Source organism: Algibacter luteus, assembly GCF_900141715.1.
GTDB classification, from domain to species: Bacteria; Bacteroidota; Bacteroidia; order Flavobacteriales; family Flavobacteriaceae; genus Arenitalea; species Arenitalea lutea.
In genome coordinates this window covers 146,449-172,316 of record NZ_FQYK01000004.1, presented here as the reverse complement: position 1 = coordinate 172,316, position 25,868 = coordinate 146,449, and the positions used below count along the sequence as shown (strand labels likewise).

Sequence of the window (25,868 nt, the reverse complement as noted above, 5' to 3'; positions counted from 1 at the left end):
TACCAAAATGGTAAGCCTTTTTTTAATTATTTTATTTAATAATCTATATATGTAAAGCTCTATCCTCAGTAGCTGCTAATGCTGCTTCTTTGATAGCTTCTGTGAATGTTGGGTGCGCATGAGACATTCTAGAAACGTCTTCAGCAGAGGCTCTGAATTCCATAGCAACAACAGCTTCGGCAATCATATCCGCCGCACGTGCACCTATCATATGTACGCCCAAAATTTCATCTGTAGATTTATCTGCAAGAATTTTTACAAATCCGTCTAAATCCATACTTGCTCTACTTCTACCTAAAGCTCGCATTGGGAAAGAACCAACTTTGTAATCGACACCAGCTTCTTTTAATTGTTCTTCAGTTTTTCCAACAGCAGCAACTTCTGGCCAAGTATAAACTACACCTGGAATTAAGTTATAGTCTATGTGTGGTTTCTGTCCAGCAAGTGTCTCTGCAACGAATACACCTTCTTCTTCCGCTTTATGAGCTAACATCGCGCCTTTTACAACATCGCCAATAGCATAAATATTAGATGCACTAGTTTGCAAATGATTGTTTACTTCTACTCGACCTCTATCATCAAGCTTCACACCTGCTGCTTCCGCATTCAAGCCATCCGTATATGGGCGGCGACCAACAGAAACTAAACAGTAATCACCTTTAAATTCTACTTCTTCTCCTTTTTTGTTATCTGCTTTTACTATAACTTCTTTTCCTTTACGCTCCACAGATTTCACTTTGTGAGACACCTGCATCGAGAATTTAGCTTTCTTAAAAACCTTATTAAGTTCTTTAGATAAACCAGCATCCATGGTTGGAATAATTCTATCCATGTACTCTACAACAGTTACTTCTGACCCTAAACGTTTGTAAACTTGCCCTAATTCTAAGCCAATAACGCCTCCTCCAATTACAATTAAATGTTTTGGAATTTCTTTAAGTTTTAAAGCTTCTGTAGAAGTTATAATTCGCTCTTTATCAATGTTTATGAATGGTAAACTTGAAGGTTTACTTCCAGTTGCAATAATTGTGTTTTTTGCTTCAATTTCAGTCGTTTTATCACCTGAAATTGTAATATGCGTAGCATCTTTAAAGCTTCCTAAGCCTTGATAAACATCAATACTATTCTTCTTCATTAAAAAATCAATACCACCTGTAGTTTGGTCTACAACAGCTTGTTTTCTAGCAATCATTTTTTCTAGATTTACCTTAACCTCGCCTGGTACCTCTATACCATGCTCTTCAAAATGCTTAATAGCATCTTCGTAGTGGTGTGACGAATCTAATAACGCTTTACTTGGAATACAACCTACATTTAAACATGTACCACCAAGTGTGGCATATTTTTCTATAATGGCAGTTTTCATGCCTAATTGCGCGCAACGAATCGCTGCAACATATCCTCCAGGACCCGAACCAATAATGGCTACATCGTATGAATTCATATAATAACTTTGAAGTTTTAGTATTTAAAAATCTAAATTCAAAAATACAAATTTAGATTCAAGGCATTCAAGGAATATTCTTTTTTTTGGAAATTAATCGTGTTTATGAATATCTTTTAAAATCCAATCTAATTCGGTGTCAATATTTAATTGTCTGTCTTCTAATTTTGGTAAAATGGTAATATCTGGTTTTACGCCGTAACCATCAGGATTTTGTTTTTGTGGAGCTTCTATTTGCATGAGCCCCATCCGCACTTTAATTTTAGTATTTGGCAATTGGTAAATTTTGTAAACACCAGCTACTGTGCCGTTATAAGCACCTCCAGTTTCTTCACCAACAAAAATAGCGCGGTCGTTTGCTTTTAAATGCGTCGAAATCAACGAAGATGCCGAAAAAGAATTACCATTAATCAAAACATACAATTTCCCATTATAATGCATAGGTTTAGGTGGTTTTATCTTGGTATGCTTGTTAAACTTGTAATATGTTTTACCATCACGGTTTCTAGTTTTAAATAGATTATGAGCCGCTACAACTGGATAAAATACCGCACTCAATACTTTTAAACTATTCGGCGTTGTGTTACTCATAAATGATTTTAAAAAAGGTGTTCTGCTCGTTACTTCGCTTTCTGTAATAAACTGGTAAGATTCATCTGTTAAATAGGAATATAAATAATCTATTTCGGCTATTCTACCACCACCATTGTCTCTTAAATCTAAAATAAAATACTTGGTTTTGGCAGAATCTAATTTAGCAAAACTCTCTTTATAAAATCTTTTATAATTGCCATTAGTAAAGCTACGAAGCTTCATGTAAGCTACACTACTATCTTTTCCTATAAAACTAAAATTTCGGGTGTACTTGTTATTTTCACCCAGATATCCATATTTTCTATCATCCTTTCTTCTTTTACGTTTTGCCAGCTGTTTTGCTTTCTTTTCTTCTTTTGAAAGTTTATTGAATTTTATTTTTTTTGCGGATGTGGTGTCTTCTGCAGTCCGTTTTTTCTTTTTCTTATCTTCTTTATCTATGCGTTTAAAAACTCTCGAAAACAAGGAGTCTTTCGATCTAAAAGTTACTTTCAAACTATCAGAAAACCCTTTGTCTCGATAATAAAATGTTGAAAAGCCCTTTGAAACATAGCGATTATGCAATGTGGTGTTATAACCATCTGAAGCAAATCGTGTTTTATATCTTTTCACTAAATCTTTTGCAGATTCTCCTTCAATAGTAACTACTTCTTTGCCTTTTAAAATTGAATCTTTACCCTTGTAATTTTTTACCCAAAGCTTGTCTTCTAAATATTCAAATTCTAATTTATAAAACTCAAAAGTAGTCTTCTTTAGTTGTTTTCTTTCATTTCTCGTAAATCGTTTTGAGACAGAACTTACCGCTACATGACCTTGCTTTACATAAGCTACCACTGGCGCTATTTTTCTATAAAAAGTGCGAGAATCTATTGGTTGATTTATGGTGAATTTCAAACTATCAAATTTAAAATCTAGATCCTCCTTAGAAGTGTATTGATATAACTTAGGGTGATGACGCTTAAGTTGATTGTATAGCTTATCAATATCGCTATGCAAATTTTCAACGCTATGTAATTTGGTAATCTGCTCGTTATGTTTAGCCACACTTTTACATGATACTAAAACAGCAATAAGCATAAGCATAAAAAGTATTCGCTTCATTCAGGCTAATTTAATGGTATTTAAGCAATCAAAAAACCGATTAATCATTCTTTAACTTTTTCAATGTCGTTAAGTGAAAATCTCACAATAAATTATGTAGTTTTGTGCTTCATGCAAAAGAACATTAACATACAAAATAAGAAAGCACGCTTTCAATATGAAATTTTAGATAAGTATACTGCTGGCATTGTGCTAACGGGTACCGAAATTAAATCTATTAGAAGTGGTAAAGCCTCTATTGCTGAAAGCTTTTGTGAATTTAATGAAAAGGGTGAGTTATTTGTAGTTAACATGACCATTGAAGAATACCTTTATGGCACGTATTACAATCATAAACCTAAAGCTACTAGAAAGCTGCTTTTGAACAAAAAAGAGCTTAAAAAATTAAATAAGGAAGTTCAAAACACTGGACTTACTATTATTCCGTTACGCCTGTTTATAAATGAAAAAGGCTATGCAAAACTTGTAATTGCATTAGCAAAAGGCAAAAAGCTTTATGATAAGCGAGAGACCATAAAAGACAGAGATAACAAGCGAAACCTAGACCGTATTAAAAAAATATATAAATAATTTAAGGGTTTATTAACGCTTATAATTATTGAGTTTTCCTATTTTTCAACTTTAAATTTTTATATATGAAGAAGTTCTTAGTTGTACTCTTAGTCATTACTGTTTCTACAAGTATTCATGCGCAATACAAAAACAAAAAAGCAAATCAAGACTCTATTGAATTTAAGATAGATAGCACTACCGTTTTAACTTTAGATAGTACAATCAAAACACTTTATGCCGTTATCTCTGGTGAAAAAGGGCAAAAAAGAAATTGGAAACAATTTAAGTTTCTATTTAAGCCAGATGCAAAATTAATTCCGTCAGGGCAAGATAAAGAAGGTAATTTTGGAGTAAGATATATGAGTCCGGATGATTATATCAAGAGTTCAGGAAAATGGCTAGTTGAGAATGGTTTTTTTGAAAAAGAAATTAATAGAAAAGTTGACACCTTCGGAAATATCACTCATGTTTTAAGTACATACGAATCGTTTTATAGCGAAGGCGATGAATCTCCATTTATTCGAGGCATCAATAGTATCCAATTAGTAAATGACGGCAAGCGCTGGTGGGTTGTAAATATTTTTTGGACTCAAGAAACTGAAAACAATCCCATTCCAAAGGTATACTTACCATAACCATCAATTAATTTCAAATTTTTATGATCAAGAAATACTACATCCTTACTTTCTTTCTAAGTTTTTTTATCTTAAAAAGTGTAGCCCAAGACAAAGCAAAACCTAGTTTTAAAGATGGTGAAGCACAAATAGTTGGAGCTTTTAATACACCAGATAAATGGATTAGACATGATTTATTTGTTGAAACCACATTTGATACTGATGGTGATGGGAAACTAGACCGCATGCACGTATCTGTTACCCGACCTTATCAAACAGAAACTGAAGGTCTAAAATTACCTGTGATATATGTTTCTAGCCCGTATTTTGCTGGAGTTGCACCAGATGTGGATGGCCTATTTTGGGATGTTAATAACGAACTTGGAGAACTATCTGAAAAACCACGTGTACATCCTGAAGTGACACGCAGAGGCAAACGACCTATAATTTCGAATTCGCATATTAAAAAATGGGTGCCACGAGGTTATATTGTGGTGCATTCGTCTTCACCAGGAACTGGACTTTCGCAAGGATCTCCAACGGTAGGTGATGATAACGAATCTTTAGCACCAAAGACAGTGGTTGATTGGTTGTGTGGTAGAGCAAAAGGTTATACTGAACCCTATAACAAAAAAGAAGTAAAAGCCTATTGGAGCACCGGTAAAGTTGGAATGACTGGAACTTCATACAACGGAACCATTCCCTTAGCGGCTGCAACTACTGGCGTAGAAGGGTTGGAAGTGATAATACCTATTGCACCAAACACATCTTACTATCATTATTACCGCTCTAACGGTTTGGTGAGATCTCCGGGAGGTTATTTGGGTGAAGATATTGATGTATTATATGATTTTATTCATAGCGGTGGCGAAGAACCAATTATACCACTAAAAAACACAAAGCTTAACGACTCCAAAATTCCTAAAAAACCTATATCTAAACGTGTTTACAGTAATGCTAAAGTTAGAGATACCGAAATGAAAAACGGTATGGATAGAATTAATGGCGACTATAATGATTTTTGGGCAGGTCGAGATTATTTAAACGATATGGCTCCCATGAAAGCGGCATTATTGATGTCTCATGGTTTTAATGATTGGAATGTTATGCCAGAACACAGCTATCGCATTTACAAAAAAGCGAAAGAAATGGGATTACACACCAACATCTATTACCATCAAAATGGACATGGCGGACCACCACCTTTAAGTATGATGAACAAGTGGTTTACTAAGTATTTACATGGTGTTGATAATGGCATTGAAAACCAACCCGATAAAGCTTATATCGTTCGTGAAAATGATGAAAGAAATCAACCTACTCCTTATAATGATTACCCTAACCCTGATGCGCAAGATGTTACGCTATTTTTAAGTTCTGGAGCACCTAACTCAGGTGGATTAACTGCTGAACAGTCTCAAAAAAAGGGACAAGAAACTTTAATAGATGACTATTCAATAGCTGGCGAAGAATTAGCTAAATCAGAAACAAGTAAACACCGTTTATTATATGTGTCTCCCACGTTATCAAAAGACTTGCATATATCGGGAGTTCCTAAAATTACAGTAAAATTGGCGAGCAGTAAACCTGCAGCTAATTTATCAGTTTGGTTGGTTTCGCTACCTTGGAATGAAGGTAAAGTAAAAATTACCGATAACATCATCACGCGTGGTTGGGCAGATCCTCAAAACCATAAATCGTTAACTGAAAGCGAACCGCTTATACCTGGTAAATTTTATGATGTTACTTTCGAATTACAACCAGATGATCAAATAATTAAAGCAGGCCAACAAATAGGCTTAATAATTTTTTCTAGCGATAAAGAATATACTTTACATCCAAAACCAGGAACTGAATTAACCATTGATTTAGACGGCACTAGTTTGACATTGCCTATTGTTGGAGGATTAGAAGCACTAAACTTAGCAATTGAAGAATAACAAAATTGAATCAAGAAGATACAAACAACGTAGAAAATTACTGGACCCAACGTTACAATGAACGGCAAACAGGTTGGGATGTTGGGAAACCAACAACACCTTTAAAGACCTATATAGATCAATTAAAAAATAAGTCGTTAAAAATATTAATTCCTGGAGCTGGTAATGCTTATGAAGCAGAATATTTATAAAAAAGAACAATTAAGTCCTAATTTTTATCTCCTAGTAAAGGCACAAATCTAAACTCACCAAATTCTTCTTGTTCATATTCTTTAGGCCCTTTTCTTGTAAACATGGTCATAACTTGAATATCGTCTCCAACCGGAATTACAAGCCTACCTCCTATTTTTAATTGGCTTAGTAAGGGTTTAGGGACATAAGGCGCACCTGCGGTTACAATAATGCCATCAAAAGGCGCTTCTTCTTCTAATCCCAAATAACCGTCGCCAAATACTAGTTTTTTTGCGCGATACCCCAATTTTGGCAAAAACTTAGATGTTTTTTTAAATAGCTCATTTTGTCTTTCAATACTATATACCTTAGCCCCTAATTCACATAAAACAGCTGTTTGATAGCCACTTCCGGTACCTATTTCTAAAATTTTATCGCCAGGTTTAATTTTTAGCAATTCAGTTTGAAACGCTACTGTATAAGGTTGCGAAATGGTTTGGTCTGCAGCAATAGGAAACGCTTTATCTTGATAAGCATGATCTAAAAAACTCGAGTCCATAAACAAATGCCTCGGTATTTTTCCAATAGCTTTTAATACTTTAGGGTCCTTTATTCCTTTGGCTTCTATGATGTTAACGAGTTGTTGTCTTAATCCTTTGTGTTTAAAAGTATCTTTCAATTTTAGTAGCGTTTATTTTGCTAAAATTAGTCAAACATTTTCAAGCTTAAAACTAAATTATCAGTTTTTATTTATCACACATTTTTAAGCCAAATTTTTAGATGAATTGCTTAACTTCACGTTTTAAATATCTTATTTTTGTTGAAAACGTAAATATTATGCTAAAAGCTGGAGTTCTAGGTGCTGGACACTTAGGAAAAATTCATTTAAGACTTCTTAAACAATCTGAAAAATATGAACTTGTTGGGTTTTATGATGCCGATGAAGAGAACGCTAAAAAAGTAGAGGCAGAATTAGGATATAAATATTTTAATTCCATTGAATCTTTGATTGATGCCGTGGATATGGTGGATATAGTTACACCAACGTTATCACATTATGATTGTGCTAAACAAGCCATTGCAAAAGGAAAGCATATTTTTATTGAAAAGCCCATTACAAATACGGTAGAAGAAGCTGAACATATCAGAGAGCTTTTAGCAGAAAATAATTTACGCGGACAAGTAGGTCATGTTGAGCGTTTTAACCCTGCATATTTAGCAGTAAAAAATGAAATTAATTCGCCTATGTTTATCGAAACACATCGATTGGCAGAATTTAATCCGCGCGGTACAGATGTGCCTGTAGTTCTGGATTTAATGATTCATGATATTGATATTATTTTAAGTGTTGTGAAATCGAAAGTTAAAAACATTTCAGCTAGCGGAGTTGCTGTTATTAGTGATACGCCAGATATTGCTAATGCCAGATTAGAATTTGAAAATGGTTGTGTAGCAAATTTAACGGCGAGTAGAATATCACTTAAAAATATGCGTAAAGCACGTTTTTTCCAGAAAGACGCTTATATTTCGGTAGATTTCTTAACCAAAAAGTGTGAAGTTGTAAAAATGAAAGATGCCCCGGAAAATCCGGGTGATTTTGATATGATTTTACAAAATGCTGAAGGTGTAAAAAAACAAATTTATTTTGATAATCCTCAAGTGCCTGTAAACAATTCGATTCTAGACGAATTAGAAACCTTTGCTGATGCTATTAATAACAATACGACTCCAATTGTTACGCTTCATGATGGTACTGAAGCCCTGCGTGTTGCAACTCAAATAATAAATAGTTTTTAAGTTATAACAAAACGAAAAATACAATACCAATGAAAAACGTAGCTGTTATAGGTGCTGGAACCATGGGAAATGGTATCGCACACACATTTGCTCAAAGTGGATTTTCTGTAAATCTTATAGATATAAGTGAAGCATCACTTAAACGTGGTATGGCTACTATTACCAAGAATTTAGACAGAATGATTGCAAAAGAAAAAATTTCTGAAGCAGATAAAAAACTGACACTGTCTCATATCAAAACACACACAAGTATTAGTGAAGGTGCAAAAAACGCAGATTTAGTAGTTGAAGCGGCTATCGAAAATTTAGAATTAAAACTTAACATTTTTAAAGAGCTCGATAAAGCCTGTTCAGATTCAGCAATTTTAGCATCAAACACTTCCTCTATTTCTATCACACAAATTGCTGCTGCAACATCAAAACCAGAACGCGTTATTGGCATGCATTTTATGAACCCCGTTCCTATTATGAAGTTAGTAGAAATCATTAGAGGTTATAACACCAGTAATGCTGTGACTCATACCATCATGGAACTTTCTAAAACTTTAGGTAAAGAACCAGTTGAGGTTAACGATTATCCTGGGTTTGTTGCTAATCGTATTTTAATGCCCATGTTAAATGAGTCTATAGAAACGCTTTACAATGGAGTGGCTGGTGTTGAAGAAATTGACACGGTAATGAAATTAGGTATGGCGCACCCTATGGGACCTTTACAACTAGCTGATTTTATTGGTTTAGATGTATGTTTGTCTATTTTACATGTGATGTACGACGGATTTAAAAACCCTAAATATGCCCCTTGCCCTTTATTAGTAAATATGGTAAGAGCAGGTAAATTAGGTGTGAAATCTGGTGAAGGTTTTTATGATTATTCTGAAAATAGGAAAGCCGAAAAAGTAGCACAACAGTTCCAAAAGTAAGCCAAGTGTTTTCAACCTATAAAATAGTTCATAAGCAAGGTTTAACATTAAAATAAATGGCTAAAATAATTCCTTTTAAAGCAGTACGACCAACGCGCGATAAAGTGAGTTTGGTGGCATCAAGGTCTTATCAAAGCTATACCCAAAAAGAATTAGAAGCCCGTTTAGATGGTAATCCGTTTTCATTTCTTCATATTATAAATCCTGGTTATAAATATCATCAAGAAATTACTGGAAAAGCACGCTATACTTTAGTGAAAAACAGGTATTTAGAGTTTAAAGAAGATGGTATTTTTATACAAGACGAAACACCTGCATATTATATCTATAAAATTGTTAACAGGGACGGAATTGCATTTTCAGGAATTGTAGCTGCTGCAAGTGCCGAAGATTACAAAGCTGATATTATCAAAAAACATGAAGATACGCTTGAATTTCGCGAAAACATTTTCAAAGATTATTTAAAAACGGTTGGTTTTAATGCTGAACCCGTGCTCCTTACCTATCCAGATAATGACGTTATTAGTGATATAATTACGGAAACACAAAAAGAGCGTGCGGAATTTGAATTCACCACCCATTTTAGAGACACACACTATTTATGGCTCGTGGAAGACGAAGCTTCCATAAACAAAATTAAGACTGCGTTTAACACTATGAATAGTATTTATATTGCCGATGGTCACCACCGTTCAGCATCATCATTTTTACTAGCCGAAGATTTAAAAGCAGAAAATAAAATGCATTCTGGAGACGAAGCTTATAACTATTTTATGAGTTATTTAATTCCAGAATCAGAATTAAAAATATACGAATTCAATCGTTTGGTTAAAGATTTAAACGGATTAACAAAAGATGCTTTTCTTATAAAATTAGATGCAGTTTTCAGAATAGAAAATAGAGGATCAGAACTCTATAAACCTAGTAGAAAGCATCATTTTAGCATGTATTTGGATGGGGAGTTTTATTCACTTTACCTCAGGAAACATAATTATAGTTTGGACAATCCGTTGCTAGCACTAGACACACATATTTTATACAAAACGGTTTTAGAACCCATTCTAGGGATTTCAGATTTACGTAACGATACAAGAATTGATTATTCTCATGGTAAAAACGATTTAGTAAACATAAAAATGAAAGTAGATAAAGGCGATTATGCGGTTGGTTTTGGTTTGGTGCCTATTTCAGTCGACGAACTCAAAGCTATTGCAAATTCAGGTTTAACTATGCCTCCAAAAAGTACCTTTATTGAACCCAAATTAAGAAGCGGTGTTACAATCTATGAATTTTGATATCATTAAAAATATGAGCATTAAAGAAAATCTTATAAATATAAAATCAACATTACCGGAACATGTTAGTTTAGTGGCTGTTTCTAAAACGAAACCTGTAAGCGATTTAATGGAAGCTTATCATGCGGGACAGCGCGTTTTTGGAGAAAACAAAATCCAAGAAATGGCCGAAAAGTATGAAGAGATGCCAAAAGATGTTGAATGGCACATGATTGGGCATGTACAGCGCAACAAAGTAAAATATATAGCTTCTTTTGTGTCGCTAATTCATGGTGTTGATAATTTTAAATTGTTGACAGAAATAAACAAACAAGCAAAAAAGCATAATAGAGTGATTGATTGTTTGCTTCAAATAAAAATAGCTTCAGAAGATTCTAAATTTGGAATGACGTCCAAAGAGGCTTCAGATATTATGCAATCAGAACCCTTTTCAGAATTAAAACACATCAAAATTACTGGAGTAATGGGAATGGCAACATTTACCGATGATGAAATTCAAATAAAACGTGAATTTCATTTTCTTAAATCAACTTTCGATGCTTTAAAAGACCTATCAACTTTTAACTGTAAACTCGAAATTATTAGTATGGGTATGAGTGGCGATTATCAATTAGCAATAGCATGCGGAAGTAACATGATTCGAGTAGGAAGTAGTATCTTTGGTGTAAGAAATTATTCAAATTAGAAGTTTAGTAATAAATAAAAATAGCATACCATTTACGCAATATTAGACATAGAAACAACTGGCGGAAAGTACAATGAAGAAGGCATCACCGAAATAGCTATATACAAATATGATGGTCATGAAGTTGTCGATCAATTTATTAGCCTCATAAATCCTGAACGCGATATACAACCTTTTGTAGTTAACCTAACAGGTATAAATAGTAACATGCTTCGTAATGCGCCAAAATTTTATGAAGTTGCAAAACGCATTGTAGAAATCACTGAAGATTGTATACTTGTTGCCCATAATGCTCAATTTGATTATCGCATTTTATGCACAGAATTTAGCCGATTAGGGTTTGAATATGAACGCAAATCCTTATGTACTGTTGAACTTTCTAAAGGATTAATTCCTGGGCAAACATCTTATAGTTTAGGTAAATTAGTACGTTCTTTAGGAATACCGGTAACCGACAGGCACCGAGCTTCTGGTGATGCATTAGCAACCGTTAAATTGTTTAAAATGTTGCTAGATAAAGATTCTGAAAAAAGCATCATAAAAAATTCTGTTAGGCTAAATCCGAAACATCAACTCGAACCAAGACATATAGATATTATAAGTGAGTTACCTTCAATAACAGGGGTTTATTACATTCATAAATCTGATGGTGAAATAATCTACATTGGGAAGAGTAACAATATTAAAAAACGCATTAACCAACATTTTACGGGTACAAATGCTAAATCAAAAAAAATACAATCTCAGGTTACAGCAGTAACTTACGAAGCAACCGGAAGTGAATTGGTGGCGCTTCTAAAGGAAAGCGAAGAAATAAAGAAAGTAAAACCCATCTATAACCGGGCGTTACGTCGATCGATATTTACTCATGCATTATATCACTATAAAGATGAGCACGGTTATATTAATTTAAAAATTGATATCGCAGATGGAAGAAAAAAACCCATTACAACCTTCAGTAATCGCATGAGCGGAAAAAGTTTTATCACAAAAGCTGTTGAAGATTACAATTTATGCCAAAAATTAACTGGATTGTATAAAACCAAAACCAGTTGTTTCAACTACCAAATTAAAAACTGCGAAGGGGCTTGTATTCAAGTAGAATCGCCAGAAACTTACAACAAACGTGTTTCCGAATTAATTAAAAAAAACAGCTATTCAAACAAAAACATGGTAGTTGTTGATAGAGGTCGCGATGTTGACGAACGAAGTGCCATACTTATAGAAAACGGCGTATTTAAGGGCATTGGCTTTTTTAATCTCAACTATCAAATTAATAACCTTGACGTATTAGAATCTATTATTACGCCCATGCAGAACAATAGAGACACCCAACATATAATCCAAAGTTATTTAAGAAGGAATAAACGCTTAAAAATAGTCGAATTGTCGAATACCAAAAACTAACTAAACTTTTTAGTACTTTTGAGAATATGAGCAACACAACAAAAAAATCCTGGAGAACATCGCTTTATAAAATTATATATGAGGCTGAGACTTCTGCCGGAAAATTATTCGATGTTGTTTTAATGATTACCATTATTGCGAGTATTTTACTTGTTATGCTAGAAAGCGTTAAGAGCATTGATAGTAAATTTCACAATTTTTTAAACATATCTGAATGGGTTATTACCATCCTTTTTACTATTGAATATATTGCACGTATTATTACCGTAAAACAACCTGCCAAATATATTTTTAGTTTTTATGGTATCATCGATTTGTTATCGACCATACCAAAATATATATCACTTTTTTTCGGTGGTATTCATGCTTTGGCAGCGTTAAGAGCCTTACGTTTGTTGCGTATATTTAGAATTTTAAAACTGGCCAGATATTTGGGCGCATCAAATAATCTTGTAAATGCTTTAAAAGCAAGTCGCGCAAAAATATCAGTTTTTCTTTTTGCTGTCATTATAGTTTCTATCATTTTAGGAACTGTTATGTACCTTGTAGAAGGAGAAGAGAACGGATTTACCAACATACCAAAAAGTGTGTATTGGTGTATTGTAACCCTTACTACTGTTGGCTTTGGCGATATTGCACCACAAACACCATTAGGCCAATTTATAGCCTCAATGGTTATGATTTTGGGTTATGGCATTATTGCAGTTCCAACAGGAATCGTATCTGCTGAATATGCTAGCCAAGGCACTAAACAAAAACCCGAACCGCCCAAAACGAATTTAAACACACAATCTTGCGAAAATTGTCTTGCTACAAACCATAAAGACAAAGCAGACTATTGCTACAACTGTGGAGAAAAGTTATACGGTTAATGTTTATGAAGTTATTAATCGTATCAATAATTCATAATCACGGAGTGAATAAATCCAGCATTTATTAATCTAATTCAGTTAAAAAACAATAAGGCTTCAACTTTAAAAAAAGCATTTATTAGCCATAGTTTATTAATTTCAAAATTGGTATTAATCATAAATTCAATTTAACTTTACAAAATAAATTTTGGTTATTATCAATTCAAAAACAAAATATCTTATTTCGGTTGTTGGTCCTACCGCCATTGGAAAAACGGCGCTAAGCATTAAGCTGGCTCAACACTTTAAAACCGAAATCATTTCAGCCGATTCGCGTCAGTTTTTCAGCGACATGCAGATTGGTACTGCAGCCCCATCACCTGAAGAATTAGCTGCAGCAAAACACCATTTTATTCATCATAAATCAATAAACGATAATTATAATGTAGGCGCCTTTGAAAAAGATGCAATACAATGTTTAGATAAACTATTTAAAACTCACGATATTGCTATTATGGTTGGTGGCTCTGGCTTATATATTGATGCCGTTACAAAAGGTTTAGATTATTTTCCTGATGTAGACACTAAAATTCGTAAAAGCTTAAATAAGCAATTGGAAACTCATGGTTTGAAGTATTTACAGGATCAATTACAAGAGTTAGATTCGGCTTCATACAATACTATAGCAATTGATAATCCGCATCGCGTCATTCGTGCTTTAGAAATTTGTTTAGGCACAGGCAAGCCTTATGCTTCATTCTTAAATAAAGCGAAAGGACATAGACCATTCAAAACCATTTCTATAGGTATTAATGCAGAAAGAGATATAATTTACAACCGAATTAATCAACGCGTTGATATGATGATGGAACAAGGTTTATTACAAGAAGCTAAAAAACTTTATCCTTTTAAGAACCTAAATGCGCTAAATACAGTTGGCTACAAAGAATTGTTCAATTATTTAGATGGCACTTGGGATTTAGATTTTGCCATTTCAGAAATAAAAAAGAATACACGTCGTTTTGCAAAAAGACAACTCACCTGGTTTAGAAAAAACCAAGACACCATTTGGGTAGATTATAATGAATCTGTTGAAACCATTATAACAAAAATTGAATTGCAATTAAAATGAAAAACGAATCGGTATTAGACAATCCAGTTTGGTATGCACTCACAGAGCAACATGACGCGCATTGTATCGACTATGGCGCTGTAAAATTTTATAAACCCGATTTTACGCCTTTTGGTGCAACTCAAAATCCAGAAGAAACCGCAAGCGCCATTGAACAACATTCTAAATTACTAAAAGATTTTTTTATTGTTGGAAACAAACCTACAATGCCCACATCGTTTAACCCGCCAATTAAATATGTTGGTTTACAAATGATTGTTTACCATAAAATAAAATACCCAATAACCGAAACAATAATAAAACTAAACGAAGCGCATTACCAAGACTTAATTGCTTTAACAAAGCTTGTTTATCCTGAATTTTTTAAAGCTAAAACTAATACTTTGGGGCGCTACTATGGGATTTATAAAAATGAAAAGTTAGTTGCTATTACTGGTGAGCGCATGCAAACCAATAACTTCATAGAAATAAGTGCGGTAATAACACATCCTGATTTTTTGGGTCATGGCTACGCAAAACAACTAATAACGCATACTGCTAATAAGATTTTTGAGAAGAATAAAATTCCGTTTTTACACGTCGATGAAACAAATTTGGGACCTATAAACCTGTATAAAAAATTGGGTTTTGTAACAAGAAGAAAAATTGAATATTGGAAAATAAGTTGTTAAAAAGTAAATTATTAAGGGCTTTAAATTGTCGTTTTATTGCATAGAGACTTGACTATATTTTGCATTAATAACTATATTTTTTCCATTAGCTAAATTCCCAAATGTGAAATTAGTAACTTGATGACCTTCGGTATTGTTAGGATGTATAAAATGCGATCTGTTTCCTTTATACCTTAAATTAGATGGTGTTAGTGGTAAAGCTATTTCCACATCATTATTTTGAAGAATCATATTTAAACTAATAAAATCATCATCAATATTAAAAATTTTAATGTTCCCAATATTCCCATCTATAATAGCGCTTCCAAATAAATGCTCCACTTCAATATTAGACGATACAGCGTTTAATACTAAATGTTTCACATTTGAAAGTTCAGCATTGGTAACATAATTTAAATTTAATTCACCTAAATTCCAGTTTTTCACAAAAATAGGTGAATATGAAGCATTAATGGAAGTTAAACTTCCATTAATGCTTTCTGCTTTAAATTTTGTATGCGATAAATCGGCTTCTAAATTATCAATATTAGCTGCAAACTCAATTTCACCATGCCTTACGTTTACTTTTAACTTTGCATCTTTTGGCATCTTTATTTTTATTGTTTTCTTAATGTTAGGGTTCGTTTTGTTATGAAACAATCGTTCTATTTCTTTCTCTCTATCTTTTATTAAAATAGAGCGCTCTTTCATATGATTTTTGTGTACTTCTGCTCGCGCTTTATGTTCTGCAATACGTTTCTTTTGTTCTTTTAATCGTTCTTTTTGCGCTAACATACGTTCTGCTTGCGCTTCAGCACGTTCAGCTTGATGTTCCATACGTTCTGCGTAGCGTTCACTCCAATTTTCTATTTGTTCCGCGTAGCGTTCGCCAAATTTTTCACCCCAAGCTTCCATCTTTCTAGCATAGTCTTCACCAAATTTTTCACTCCATTCTTTTCCAAACTTCTCGCCCCATTCTTCCATTTTTTTGGCATAATCCTTTCCATATCTAGATTCAAACTTTTTTGTCCAGTCCTTTAAATACTGTTCACCATTTTTCTGGTAGGCATCATAATCAAAACTAAAAGCCCTAACACCTTCAGGCAATTCAGGTAGTTCTGGTAACTCAGGCATTTCGGGCATCTCTGGCATTTCAGGCATGTCAGGATTAAAATGCATCTGTGGCATATCTGCCAATTCAAATTTTAACTCCTGAAGCAAGGCTTTAACATCGTTTTCATGAAAATCACCCGTATCATGGCTCGCCCATAAAGAAGATGTATGACCACTATTTGTTCGTATAGACACCTCGTTACTGGTAGCATCAATATCTACATCCCATTGCTTTAAAGCTTCTTGAAGCTCTTCCTTACTTAAACTTTCGCCTTCTATATAAGCTTCAATTTCAATGGTGTTCTTATTCCATGTGTCAAAAACAATATTGCAATAGCTCGTGTTCAAATCAACAACAACATCCTTATCAACTTTTATAGATTGAGATACTTTTGTTAATTTTTGTTGCGCCAAAATATTTCCTATACTTAGAAAACAAAAAGCTATTAATTGGATTATAATTCTGTTCATTTTTTGATTTTTTTAGATTGATTTTGTCATTCCTTCGGCATTCACCTCCGAAGTATTAAATGCTTTCAATTGAGATTTCAAGCGGTACAATAAATTTAACCTAAGCTTTAGGTTATCAATCAAAGCATTAACTGTTAATTCACTTGGTCCTGAATCGGTTAACTCCAAAGATAATTTTTGGTATTCTTTATCTAGCTCATTCAATTGCATCAAATACCCATCAAATAAAGCTTTGGTTTCCGGAGTATAGGTCATTTTAGACAACTCCAAATTAATACTCGCTAAATAGTAATCTTCTACCTTTTTTAAACCAGGGGAAATATCACCCAAGGTTTTAGTATCAACTGTTTTGGTCTTAGCAAGCATTGGAGTATCATCAATATTTTGTGTAGAAAAATACTTGAAACCAGCCAAAGTAAAACCTAAAAGTATCACCGCACTTGCTACAATTCGCAGCCAACTAAATCCAGATGTTTGAGTTACAGGCAATGCCTCATCTAACTTATTTAAAAAGCGCTCTTGATGATTTTTGGGCATCTTTTCATTCGTTATTTTATCATTTTTAAATAACTCTCTAAGATCTTGTGCCATTTTTTTTAAGTGTTAACAGTTTTTGTAATTTTACTTTTCCTCTAGATAGTTGTGTTCTTGATGCCACTTCGGTAATGTCTAGAATCTCCGAAATTTCCTGATGGTCGTAACCCTCAATTAAATAAAGCATCACAACATATCGATACTTATCAGGCAACTCATTTATCGCCGCTTTAACATCGTTTAATGTTATCGTATCGTCTACTAACCATTTGCCGTCTGCTTCTGTATCTACAACTTTCAAAGAAACCGCATCCAAAGCAATTAGGTGTTGTTTCTTCGCTTTCAAAAAGTCAATACATTTATTAACAACAATACGTTTTAACCATGCCCCAAAAGTGACCTCTGCTTTGTATTGATGCAATTTTGTAAAAGCCTTAATAAAAGCCTCTTGCACCACATCTTCAGCATCGGCAGCATCCTTTAAAAACCGTTTAGCAACAATATACATACCATCGCAGTACTGGTTGTATAACTGCAGTTGTGCTTTGCGGTTGTTCTGTTTACATTGTTCAATAATGTTAACTTTAAACATGCTGGTTTTACTTTTGGTATAAGTTAGTTCATTTTAAAGACGAATAAAAAAACAGAGTGTTGCAAAAAAATGAAATTAAAAATTAAAAATAATCTTTTTTAGGGCGTTACCCCACTTCTGGCGGGGTCAGGCTATTCGTTACAAGTCCTCGTGCCTGTGGGCTTTCCACTGCTATCCTTAACGCGGGCGTTTCTGTTAAAACCTGTTTTTAATAGCAAAAATTTACACTTTTATTACAGGTCAATTCACATGCAAAATCATCTACAACAAAACTTAATAATTTCACGTTTGTATATTTATTAGTTATTCCTTTTAAATTATCTTTGCACCTTAATAAATTGCTGTATATGAACACCTTTTTAAAGAACACCTTAATCCTTTTATCCATTCTAGCTTTAGGATTATTTTTATATTCTGTTTTTGTAGAAAATATATTTGCCAAACGCCTTAGTCCTAAAGATACTGTAGAGTTTAAACTAAACGACTTAAAACTAGAAGTTTTCTATAATCGTCCATCTAAAAAAGATCGCGAAATATTTGGCGCTTTAGTCCCTTACAATCAAGTTTGGAGAACTGGAGCTAACGAAGCCACTACCTTCGAAACCAACAAACCGTTAGAAATTAAAGACGTTAATATTCCTGCAGGGAAATACACCTTATGGACAGTACCTAAAGATTCTACCTGGACTGTTATTTTCAACTCCAAACAATATTCATGGGGTGTCAATGCCCAAATGCAACCTATGTGGGATCCAAATTACGACGTATTAAATATTGAAGTACCGGTGGAAAAATTAGATAATACCGTAGAACAGTTTACCATCGCATTCGATAATTCTACAGACAAACTGTATCTAACTATGGCTTGGGATGATGTAAAGGTAGCAGTACCTTTAAAATAGAAGCCGATATTAAGTTCGGCTTGAAACGAAATATTATCGTAAATTTAGACAAACATTCGTCTGCTTGTGTCAAAATCTAAAAAATCAGCCTTAGAAGAAAAAAAAGGGGTTTCCTTTTCCGAAATCACGAGTAAATCTTCAATTGATGCTTTTAAAAATAAGCGAAAAGCAGATATTGACACTTCCAATTTAATAGAATCCCTTCTCAATAAAGATATAACAGCATTAAGTAGAGCGATAACTTTAATAGAAAGTAAAAATCCTCAACATAAAGTAAAAGCTACTAACATCTTGCAAGCTTGTTTACCACATGCTAATAATTCCATTAGAATTGGTATTACCGGAGTTCCTGGAGTTGGCAAAAGCACCTTTATTGAAACCTTCGGAAAACATCTTACCGCGTTTGGTAAACGTGTTGCTGTTTTAGCGATAGACCCGAGTAGCACCATTACAAAAGGTAGTATTTTAGGTGATAAAACCCGAATGGAAGAATTAGTAAAAGACGAAAATGCTTTTATCCGTCCGTCGGCTTCTGGAGATTCATTAGGTGGTGTTGCTAGAAAAACAAGAGAGTCCATTATTCTTTGTGAGGCCGCAGGTTTTGATGTGATTATCATTGAAACTGTTGGTGTAGGACAAAGCGAAACGACTGTACATAGTATGGTCGATTTCTTTTTGCTTTTAAAGTTGGCTGGTGCTGGTGATGAACTTCAAGGTATTAAACGTGGTATTATTGAAATGGCAGATGCCATTGCCATTAACAAAGCAGATGGCGATAACCTAAAACGAGCCAAACTTGCTAAAGTAGAATTTAATAGAGCACTTCACCTCTACCCTACAAAATCATCAAATTGGCAGCCTCAAGTAACCCTTTGTAGTGCTTTAAAAAATGAAGGAATTGATGCTATATGGGATATTATTTCAGATTATATCAAAACAACAACAAATAATAATTATTTCAATACAAATCGAAACGAGCAAAATAAATACTGGCTCATTCAAACCATAGAAGAACAACTCAAATCGAATTTCTTTAATACCCCAAAAATTAAAAAGGCACTTGAAAATCAACTCGAACTTCTAGAAACAAATCAAACCACACCTTTCGCCGCGGCAGAGTATTTACTAAAACTTTACAGCTAAATACTTACGCAATAAAAACTTGCTGAGTTTGTAAAACCCAAATCCAGAAATAGCGCCAAAGGTCATACCACAAAATACATCCAGCGGGTAATGTACCCCAACATAAATTCTACTGTAAGCCACTACTGCACTCCAAAATAGTAAAATAAAGATTAAATTTTTGTAGTATGGTTTCAGCATTAAACCCGAAAAAACCGCAGCAGCCATAGAGTTTGAAGAATGCCCTGAGAAAAAACCATATTTACCACAGCGCACTGCTATAAAACGTAATTCATCAGCAATTTCGGCAACACCGCACGGTCGAGGCCTCATAAAAGCTCTTTTAAAAACGTTAGTTACTTGGTCTGTAAATGTAATCATTAATACAATTACAACAATAAATACTAATAAAGCATTGACTCCAAAATGCTTGTGCAACAAATAAAGTAAAATTACATACAAGGGTACAAAAGCAAATTTGTTGGTAATTAAAAGCCACAAACCATCCCAGGTTGTCGATCCTAAATTATTTAAAAACAAAAATAATTCTGTGTCGTATTCTAAAAGTTGTTCAATCATTAGTAATTATTTCAGCGCCTGCCTGCCGGCAAGCAGGTTACCAAAAGGGTCGGGCTTTCCTTTACAATCGTTTTGCTCGTGCCTTACAAAAAGGATTTCCATTACAATCCCTAACGCAACTTAGTCTTCGTATTTAGCTATTTCGTTATCATAAAACGCTGTAGCCTCTTTTATGGCATTTTCGGTTTCAGTTTCTAATTCCTTTTGGTCTTCCATATCAAAATCTTCAAACCATTCCACCTCATCATTCTCAAGATTAATAATAAACCTCGGAAATTCAGTATGAATAACATAAATGGCGTTAGGAAATTCGGTATTATCACCAAGTATAAATTTAGGAAGTTTCATTTTCATAATTATTTGTTAGACAAAATTAATTTTTTTGTCAAATAGTTAAATCGAATATACAATAAAATTGCAGCTGTTGTTAAACCTGCTAGTAATCCTAACCAAATTCCAAAGCTACCATAAGCATCTTCTTTCCCTAAAAACCAACTTATAGGAAAGCCAATAAGCCAATACGAGATGAATGTAATTACCGTTGGAATTTTTACATCTTGTAAACCTCGTAACGCGCCCAATACCAAAACTTGTATACTGTCGCTAATCTGAAAAATAGCAGATGCAATTAACAATTTAGAAGCAATACTTACCACTTCTTGGTTGTCTACAAAATTTTTAGCGTCATCAAAATCTACATATATTTTTGGCAGATTCGCATGAAATACAAAGAAAAACAAAGCAAAAACTAACGCAAAAATAGTACCCATCAAAAATAAGGAATAGGCAATTCTACGTAACTCAAAATAGGCTTTTAGTCCTTTTTGATTACCAACACGAATCATGGCCGCAACACTTAAACCCATGGCAACCATAAACGTCATGGAACTTAGGTTTAAAGCAATTTGATTAGCTGCTTGCGGATTTTTACCCAATAACCCACTTAACCAAATGGCAGCTGTAAATATGGCGACTTCAAAAAACATTTGCATTGCACTGGGTGCGCCAAGGTTTATAATTTTTCTAAGCATAAGTTTATCAAGTATAAAAAACTTAATATGAGTTACATAAGCCTTCGATTTCTTTTTGCCTTTTAATAAAACCCATAAATGCCAAACCATAATTATTCTAGAAGCCAACGTACCATAAGCTGCACCAACAATACCTAACTCAGGGAATCCAAATTTCCCAAATATTAATAAGTAATTTAGAATGATGTTAACTATGTTCGCTAAAAGCGTTGCATACATAGGATACTTGGTCATAGATAAACCATCGCTAAATTGTTTAAACCCTTGAAAAATAATTAATGGTATTAATGAAACTGCAACCAAGTCTAAATACGGAATTGCTAATTCCACAACCTCAACAGGTTGCTTCATTAAATACATTAATGGTTTTGCAAAAAATACTAAAAGAAAAAGTAAAACGCCCAGAACGGTACATAAAAACAATCCATTTTTGAAAGCCGATTTCCCTTTTACAAAATCTTTAGCAGAGTCTGCTTCAGCAATTAATGGCGTAATAGCAGTAGAAAAACCTATACCTAAAGACATGGCAATAAACATAAAACTGTTTCCTAAAGAAACGGCAGCTAATTCAGCAGTTCCCAATTGCCCAACCATAATGTTATCTATAAAACTAACAAAAGTGTGTCCAAGCATTCCTAACATTACAGGTGCAGCAAGTTGCCAATTGTATTTAAATTCTTTTGTATAGTCGCTAAATTGCATTTCACAAATGTAGTATTTAGCTATTATTTAATATAAATATTAAACTATTCTTTTAATTTATTATCAAATTAACAAATGTTAATAAAACATGATAACTTGTAAGTTTTATATTATAGATTTTTAATATTTTTACGGTGCCTTAAGTCGTTCTCACTAAAACTATATAGCATTAGGAAACATTTAGCTATTTATAGGGATGAATTATTTATGCTGTGGTTTCTAAACAAAAAGGAGGAAATAAATTTCCTCCTTTTTAATTCTATATTCAATTCATCATTAATGATGAAATATTAAATTTTCACCTTGTTTTACTGTACTAAAATTATGCTCTTTTAATTTAGTATCAATAAATTCAGTGACACCTTTTGAATACATTTCATGTAATTCTACAATGCCATATTTAGTTTTTGATAACCAATCACTGTAGTTTTCAGTAAAAACAATTTTCTCAGATCCTTCTATATCAATTTTTAAAAAATCTATCGATTCTAATTGATACAATTTCATTATGTCATTTATCGAATAGCCTTTAAACTCACCTTCATCTTCACTAACTTCTTGAACTTGAAACGCCCACTTTCCTGCTTTCTTATTTCTAATAGATAAATGAGATGTTTTACTCCATACACCCCCATGAATACCTTTTACGTTATTATAAGCAGATGTGTTTTTCTTAATCATATTAAAATTTGATTCATCAGGCTCTACTGCGATAATTAGTGCGTTTTCAAATTTCTTAGCAAAATAAAGTACAGAATAACCACAATTAGATCCTGCATCAATAATTGACTTTACAGGGAAATCAATATCAATATTATGATCTTCTTCAAGAAAAATTTGCTTAAATATTTTAAAATCACTTGTATTTGCTCTGAGATATATTGGATTATTATAACCTTTAACATTAAGCGCAATAAGGTGCTGCTTTTTAAATTTGTTTTTAAACAATAATGATATGAATTGAATGGGTCCTAATAAATAAATCCATTTGGGAACCCATTTTATCTGATATATTCTATTAATAAGTTTATATATAAATGTTTTTTTTAATTTCATACGTTATTTTAAACTATTCTATTAGAGTTGTTGAATATTCGCCTTTGCATTCTCAAATTCCTGCATTATTTCTTCAACAATCTGATGGACAGGTTGTATATCGTGTATCAGCCCTGAAATCTGGCCTATTTCAAGTTCGCCTTCTTCTAGGTCACCTTCAAACATACCGCGTTTTGCTCTTGCCCTACCCAATAAGTCTTTAAGTTGTTCTGGTGTTGTACCAGATTTGTAAAGTGCTTCAATATCTCTATAAAACTTATTCTTTATTAATCTAACGGGAGCTAATTCTTTTAATGTTAATTTGGTATCGCCTTCTTTGGCATCAACAACGACTTGTTTAAATGCTGTATGTGCCGAACTTTCCTCACTAGCCACAAACCTACTCCCTATTTGAACACCATCGGCACCTAAAATCATAGTGGCTAACATCGCTCTACCTGTTGCAATACCACCTGCAGCTATTAAAGGAACATGTATTTGCTCTTTTACCATTGGTATTAATGTTAGTGTAGTAGTTTCATCTCTTCCGTTATGTCCGCCAGCTTCAAAACCTTCAGCAACAATAGCATCAACTCCAGCTTCCTGAGCTTTCAATGCAAATTTCACACTGCTTACTACATGCACAACAGTAATACCGCGTTCTTTTAACCAAGAGGTCCAAGTTTTAGGGTTGCCTGCCGAGGTAAATACTATTTTTACATCTTCCTCTACAATGATATCCATGATTTCCTGAATATTAGGATAGAGCATTGGTACATTGACTCCAAAAGGTTTATTTGTTGCTTTTTTACATTTAATAATATGTTCTCGCAATACATCAGGATACATAGAACCTGCACCAATGAGTCCGAGAATACCCGAATTACTAGATGCAGACGCTAGTCGCCAACCACTATTCCATATCATGCCCGCTTGAACAATTGGATATTTTATATTAAAAAGTTCGGTAATTCTATTCGACATTATTGTTTTATAAGTTTAACAGATTTTGAAAACGTTTTACTAGCAAGTTTTACAATATATAGTCCTTGAGCCAAAGAAACAGTACTAATTTCATTTATACTTTCAGAAATATCATAAGTATTAATTTCTTCTCCTAAAATGTTATAAATTTTCAAGTTAGTTTTTTCAGCTAAAACAGGTAGTTTTATAAATAAATTATCCGTTACAGGATTAGGATAAATTTGTACATCAAAATTATCAGCAAGATCCGTGTTAAAAGCCAACGTTGTATTCAAAGCCCATTCAAGATTGGGAATGCCGTAACCCAAAAAATAATCGGGTGAAGTGTATTGAGAACCAGACTCACGAACCAATTGCATAATTTCAGCGTTTGTTTTTTCAGGTAATGCTTGCCATAAGCAGGTTATCCCTCCAGCTAAAATGGGTGAACTAAAAGAAGTACCGTTAAGTGTACCAATAACATCGTTTGTGCCTATCACATAACTTGCTTGTCCTTGAGCAACAACATCTGGTTTTTGATTGGGCTGTGTTGCATTTCCTCTTGAGCTAAATGATGCATAATTGCCATTCAAATCAACTGCTCCTACGGTAAAAGCGCCTGATGCATCAGCTGGTGCACTAACAATGCCCCAAGACGTATTTCCAGAGTTTCCAGCCGATGTTACTAATAAAAGTCCTTTCTCAAATGCAATATTAGCACCTTTACTTATAAAAGCGGTATTGCCATCCATATCGGCTTGGGTATAACTATAGTTAGGATTGTCATAACTAGTATAACCTAATGATGTATTAACAAGATCAACACCCAAACTATCCGCACGTTCAACAGCTTCAACCCAATAACTTTCTTCTACAGGATTTTCATTAGGGGCATCTTCTGTAATAAACAAATAATAAGAAGCATCAGGTGCTGTACCCACAAAATTATTTTCAATGTAACCTGCCATATCACTTAAAACCCAAGTACCATGGCTACTTGAAGTCCCTGTGTAAACATCAATATCGCGGTTAACAAAATCATAGGTTCCTAGTATATTACCTGCATTTCTCAATCTTTGAAATGATGTCATGTTATCTACGTTTGGAAAACCAGAATCTAAAACTGCTACGGTCATGCCGTCTCCCGTATAATCGGCTAGATGCAGTTTATCACCATTAAACATTTCAATTTGGTTGGTTGCATCACCGTAATTGAAAACTGTAAAGTTATTTTCTTCTTTTGAAAGTTTGGTATGGTTTAGTTTTGGCTTCGTTTTTGTGCCTTTAGCGTTTAAATTTTTATCTGCAAAATCAATTGCTGAAACAAAAGTAAAACTAGTTAAAGACTCAATTTCTGTTTGTGAGCCTCTCACATGCACAGCATTGAACCATTTCGATTTTGCCAAAACAGAGATTCCTGTTGCATTTTTTAGTTGCGTAATATAGGTTTCGTTAACGGGTACATCTCTGTCGTCAATAACAACGCCATGAGCATTTTTTCTATCTATTGCTTTTTGTGTAAGAATACTTATGGGGTTGGCTATTGAAGCAGCTACATTTTCTTTGTCAGCAAGGTAAACCCAAGCATCTTCTATTTGCGCAAATAAATTGTAATGGAAACAACAAAATACCAGAAGCAGCAATACTTTTTTCATAACCTAAGATTAAGCA

The 25,868-nt window shown here is 33.6% G+C and carries 25 protein-coding genes and 1 pseudogene; 14 read left to right on the top strand and 12 right to left on the bottom strand.

Annotation, left to right across the window (positions count from 1 at the left end; all coding sequences use genetic code 11):
• Nucleotides 1–43: 43 nt before the first annotated feature.
• Both lpdA and BUA46_RS09225 read right to left on the bottom strand, forming a co-directional pair.
• On the bottom strand, nt 44–1,444 hold the full coding sequence (gene lpdA, locus BUA46_RS09230) for a dihydrolipoyl dehydrogenase (protein WP_019386548.1): 1,401 nt from the start codon (nt 1,442–1,444) through the stop codon (nt 44–46).
• Nucleotides 1,445–1,537: 93 nt separating this feature from the next.
• The gene (locus BUA46_RS09225; RefSeq protein ID WP_019386549.1) at nt 1,538–3,139 is read right to left on the bottom strand and encodes a S41 family peptidase; all 1,602 of its coding nucleotides are present in this window, start codon (nt 3,137–3,139) and stop codon (nt 1,538–1,540) included.
• A 111-nt stretch (nt 3,140–3,250) separates the two neighbouring features.
• Here BUA46_RS09225 and smpB point away from each other — a divergent pair, with 111 nt between their 5' ends.
• The 4 genes and pseudogenes from smpB to BUA46_RS09205 all read left to right on the top strand — a co-directional run.
• Nucleotides 3,251–3,709: an SsrA-binding protein SmpB gene (gene smpB, locus BUA46_RS09220; protein WP_019386550.1), complete on the top strand. Its 459-nt coding sequence runs from the start codon at nt 3,251–3,253 to the stop codon at nt 3,707–3,709.
• Nucleotides 3,710–3,774: 65 nt separating this feature from the next.
• Entirely contained in the window at nt 3,775–4,326 is a 552-nt protein-coding gene (locus BUA46_RS09215; protein ID WP_019386551.1) for a hypothetical protein, read from the top strand.
• Nucleotides 4,327–4,349: 23 nt separating this feature from the next.
• Complete coding sequence (locus BUA46_RS09210; protein ID WP_019386552.1) at nt 4,350–6,245, top strand: Xaa-Pro dipeptidyl-peptidase; 1,896 nt, start codon at nt 4,350–4,352, stop codon at nt 6,243–6,245.
• Nucleotides 6,246–6,250: 5 nt separating this feature from the next.
• Nucleotides 6,251–6,433 (top strand): annotated as a pseudogene (locus BUA46_RS09205) (SAM-dependent methyltransferase); the annotation flags it as partial.
• 20 nt (nt 6,434–6,453) lie between these two features.
• Here BUA46_RS09205 and BUA46_RS09200 read toward each other — a convergent pair.
• Nucleotides 6,454–7,095 (bottom strand): protein-L-isoaspartate(D-aspartate) O-methyltransferase, encoded by a 642-nt coding sequence (locus BUA46_RS09200; RefSeq protein ID WP_019386554.1) that lies wholly within the window; start codon nt 7,093–7,095, stop codon nt 6,454–6,456.
• A 158-nt stretch (nt 7,096–7,253) separates the two neighbouring features.
• On the opposite strand from BUA46_RS09200, the gene BUA46_RS09195 reads away from it, so the two are divergent.
• From BUA46_RS09195 to BUA46_RS09160, 8 genes are all read left to right on the top strand, one after another.
• Nucleotides 7,254–8,213, top strand: coding sequence for a Gfo/Idh/MocA family protein (locus BUA46_RS09195; RefSeq protein ID WP_026009934.1), 960 nt, complete (start codon nt 7,254–7,256; stop codon nt 8,211–8,213).
• A gap of 29 nt (nt 8,214–8,242) precedes the next feature.
• On the top strand, nt 8,243–9,133 hold the full coding sequence (locus BUA46_RS09190; protein ID WP_019386556.1) for a 3-hydroxyacyl-CoA dehydrogenase family protein: 891 nt from the start codon (nt 8,243–8,245) through the stop codon (nt 9,131–9,133).
• Between the two features lie 56 nt (nt 9,134–9,189).
• Nucleotides 9,190–10,428, top strand: coding sequence for a DUF1015 domain-containing protein (locus BUA46_RS09185; protein WP_019386557.1), 1,239 nt, complete (start codon nt 9,190–9,192; stop codon nt 10,426–10,428).
• A gap of 13 nt (nt 10,429–10,441) precedes the next feature.
• Nucleotides 10,442–11,113, top strand: coding sequence for a YggS family pyridoxal phosphate-dependent enzyme (locus BUA46_RS09180; RefSeq protein ID WP_026009935.1), 672 nt, complete (start codon nt 10,442–10,444; stop codon nt 11,111–11,113).
• A gap of 30 nt (nt 11,114–11,143) precedes the next feature.
• On the top strand, nt 11,144–12,520 hold the full coding sequence (locus BUA46_RS09175) for an exonuclease domain-containing protein (RefSeq protein WP_026009936.1): 1,377 nt from the start codon (nt 11,144–11,146) through the stop codon (nt 12,518–12,520).
• A 26-nt stretch (nt 12,521–12,546) separates the two neighbouring features.
• On the top strand, nt 12,547–13,392 hold the full coding sequence (locus tag BUA46_RS09170) for an ion transporter (RefSeq protein WP_019386560.1): 846 nt from the start codon (nt 12,547–12,549) through the stop codon (nt 13,390–13,392).
• Between the two features lie 187 nt (nt 13,393–13,579).
• Nucleotides 13,580–14,503, top strand: a complete 924-nt coding sequence (gene miaA / locus BUA46_RS09165) for a tRNA (adenosine(37)-N6)-dimethylallyltransferase MiaA (RefSeq protein WP_019386561.1) — start codon at nt 13,580–13,582, stop codon at nt 14,501–14,503.
• Entirely contained in the window at nt 14,500–15,174 is a 675-nt protein-coding gene (locus tag BUA46_RS09160; protein ID WP_019386562.1) for a GNAT family N-acetyltransferase, read from the top strand. Before miaA ends, BUA46_RS09160 begins: the two co-directional genes overlap by 4 nt.
• A 33-nt stretch (nt 15,175–15,207) precedes the next feature.
• Here BUA46_RS09160 and BUA46_RS09155 read toward each other — a convergent pair whose 3' ends face one another.
• From BUA46_RS09155 to BUA46_RS09145, 3 genes are read right to left on the bottom strand one after another with little or no spacing between them, the layout of a single operon-like run.
• Nucleotides 15,208–16,737 carry a DUF4097 family beta strand repeat-containing protein gene (locus BUA46_RS09155; RefSeq protein ID WP_143148108.1) on the bottom strand — a complete coding sequence of 510 codons (1,530 nt, stop codon included), beginning with the start codon at nt 16,735–16,737 and terminating at the stop codon, nt 15,208–15,210.
• Between the two features lie 12 nt (nt 16,738–16,749).
• Nucleotides 16,750–17,328 carry a hypothetical protein gene (locus BUA46_RS09150; RefSeq protein WP_019386564.1) on the bottom strand — a complete coding sequence of 193 codons (579 nt, stop codon included), beginning with the start codon at nt 17,326–17,328 and terminating at the stop codon, nt 16,750–16,752.
• Nucleotides 17,312–17,863: an RNA polymerase sigma factor gene (locus BUA46_RS09145; protein ID WP_019386565.1), complete on the bottom strand. Its 552-nt coding sequence runs from the start codon at nt 17,861–17,863 to the stop codon at nt 17,312–17,314. Before BUA46_RS09145 ends, BUA46_RS09150 begins: the two co-directional genes overlap by 17 nt.
• A gap of 347 nt (nt 17,864–18,210) precedes the next feature.
• Here BUA46_RS09145 and BUA46_RS09140 point away from each other — a divergent pair, with 347 nt between their 5' ends.
• Entirely contained in the window at nt 18,211–18,765 is a 555-nt protein-coding gene (locus BUA46_RS09140; protein WP_019386566.1) for a DUF2911 domain-containing protein, read from the top strand.
• 66 nt (nt 18,766–18,831) lie between these two features.
• Entirely contained in the window at nt 18,832–19,908 is a 1,077-nt protein-coding gene (meaB, locus tag BUA46_RS09135) for a methylmalonyl Co-A mutase-associated GTPase MeaB (protein ID WP_019386567.1), read from the top strand.
• On the opposite strand, the gene BUA46_RS09130 is transcribed toward meaB, so the two are convergent.
• The 6 genes from BUA46_RS09130 to BUA46_RS09105 form a co-directional block, all read right to left on the bottom strand.
• On the bottom strand, nt 19,891–20,466 hold the full coding sequence (locus tag BUA46_RS09130) for a phosphatase PAP2 family protein (protein WP_019386568.1): 576 nt from the start codon (nt 20,464–20,466) through the stop codon (nt 19,891–19,893). The genes meaB and BUA46_RS09130 overlap by 18 nt on opposite strands.
• 120 nt (nt 20,467–20,586) lie before the next feature.
• Nucleotides 20,587–20,814 (bottom strand): DUF8828 family protein, encoded by a 228-nt coding sequence (locus BUA46_RS09125; RefSeq protein ID WP_026009937.1) that lies wholly within the window; start codon nt 20,812–20,814, stop codon nt 20,587–20,589.
• Between the two features lie 8 nt (nt 20,815–20,822).
• Nucleotides 20,823–22,199: an MATE family efflux transporter gene (locus tag BUA46_RS09120; protein WP_019386570.1), complete on the bottom strand. Its 1,377-nt coding sequence runs from the start codon at nt 22,197–22,199 to the stop codon at nt 20,823–20,825.
• 276 nt (nt 22,200–22,475) lie between these two features.
• Nucleotides 22,476–23,255 (bottom strand): FkbM family methyltransferase, encoded by a 780-nt coding sequence (locus BUA46_RS09115; RefSeq protein WP_019386571.1) that lies wholly within the window; start codon nt 23,253–23,255, stop codon nt 22,476–22,478.
• 21 nt (nt 23,256–23,276) lie between these two features.
• Nucleotides 23,277–24,218, bottom strand: coding sequence for an NAD(P)H-dependent flavin oxidoreductase (locus tag BUA46_RS09110; RefSeq protein ID WP_019386572.1), 942 nt, complete (start codon nt 24,216–24,218; stop codon nt 23,277–23,279).
• Entirely contained in the window at nt 24,218–25,852 is a 1,635-nt protein-coding gene (locus BUA46_RS09105) for a S8 family serine peptidase (protein WP_019386573.1), read from the bottom strand. Before BUA46_RS09105 ends, BUA46_RS09110 begins: the two co-directional genes overlap by 1 nt.
• Between the last annotated feature and the right edge of the window lie 16 nt (nt 25,853–25,868).

Coding starts and splice junctions, on each gene's coding strand:
- BUA46_RS09125 (WP_026009937.1), bottom strand. CDS start 20,814: ATGAAACTTCCTAAATTTATACTTGGTGATAATACCGAATTTCCTAAC.
- BUA46_RS09180 (WP_026009935.1), top strand. CDS start 10,442: ATGAGCATTAAAGAAAATCTTATAAATATAAAATCAACATTACCGGAA.
- BUA46_RS09130 (WP_019386568.1), bottom strand. CDS start 20,466: ATGATTGAACAACTTTTAGAATACGACACAGAATTATTTTTGTTTTTA.
- BUA46_RS09155 (WP_143148108.1), bottom strand. CDS start 16,737: ATGAACAGAATTATAATCCAATTAATAGCTTTTTGTTTTCTAAGTATA.
- BUA46_RS09215 (WP_019386551.1), top strand. CDS start 3,775: ATGAAGAAGTTCTTAGTTGTACTCTTAGTCATTACTGTTTCTACAAGT.
- BUA46_RS09110 (WP_019386572.1), bottom strand. CDS start 24,218: ATGTCGAATAGAATTACCGAACTTTTTAATATAAAATATCCAATTGTT.
- BUA46_RS09160 (WP_019386562.1), top strand. CDS start 14,500: ATGAAAAACGAATCGGTATTAGACAATCCAGTTTGGTATGCACTCACA.
- BUA46_RS09145 (WP_019386565.1), bottom strand. CDS start 17,863: ATGTTTAAAGTTAACATTATTGAACAATGTAAACAGAACAACCGCAAA.
- BUA46_RS09150 (WP_019386564.1), bottom strand. CDS start 17,328: ATGGCACAAGATCTTAGAGAGTTATTTAAAAATGATAAAATAACGAAT.
- BUA46_RS09140 (WP_019386566.1), top strand. CDS start 18,211: ATGAACACCTTTTTAAAGAACACCTTAATCCTTTTATCCATTCTAGCT.
- BUA46_RS09190 (WP_019386556.1), top strand. CDS start 8,243: ATGAAAAACGTAGCTGTTATAGGTGCTGGAACCATGGGAAATGGTATC.
- BUA46_RS09105 (WP_019386573.1), bottom strand. CDS start 25,852: ATGAAAAAAGTATTGCTGCTTCTGGTATTTTGTTGTTTCCATTACAAT.
- lpdA (WP_019386548.1), bottom strand. CDS start 1,444: ATGAATTCATACGATGTAGCCATTATTGGTTCGGGTCCTGGAGGATAT.
- BUA46_RS09195 (WP_026009934.1), top strand. CDS start 7,254: ATGCTAAAAGCTGGAGTTCTAGGTGCTGGACACTTAGGAAAAATTCAT.
- BUA46_RS09170 (WP_019386560.1), top strand. CDS start 12,547: ATGAGCAACACAACAAAAAAATCCTGGAGAACATCGCTTTATAAAATT.
- BUA46_RS09120 (WP_019386570.1), bottom strand. CDS start 22,199: ATGCAATTTAGCGACTATACAAAAGAATTTAAATACAATTGGCAACTT.
- BUA46_RS09185 (WP_019386557.1), top strand. CDS start 9,190: ATGGCTAAAATAATTCCTTTTAAAGCAGTACGACCAACGCGCGATAAA.
- BUA46_RS09225 (WP_019386549.1), bottom strand. CDS start 3,139: ATGAAGCGAATACTTTTTATGCTTATGCTTATTGCTGTTTTAGTATCA.
- smpB (WP_019386550.1), top strand. CDS start 3,251: ATGCAAAAGAACATTAACATACAAAATAAGAAAGCACGCTTTCAATAT.
- BUA46_RS09210 (WP_019386552.1), top strand. CDS start 4,350: ATGATCAAGAAATACTACATCCTTACTTTCTTTCTAAGTTTTTTTATC.
- BUA46_RS09115 (WP_019386571.1), bottom strand. CDS start 23,255: ATGAAATTAAAAAAAACATTTATATATAAACTTATTAATAGAATATAT.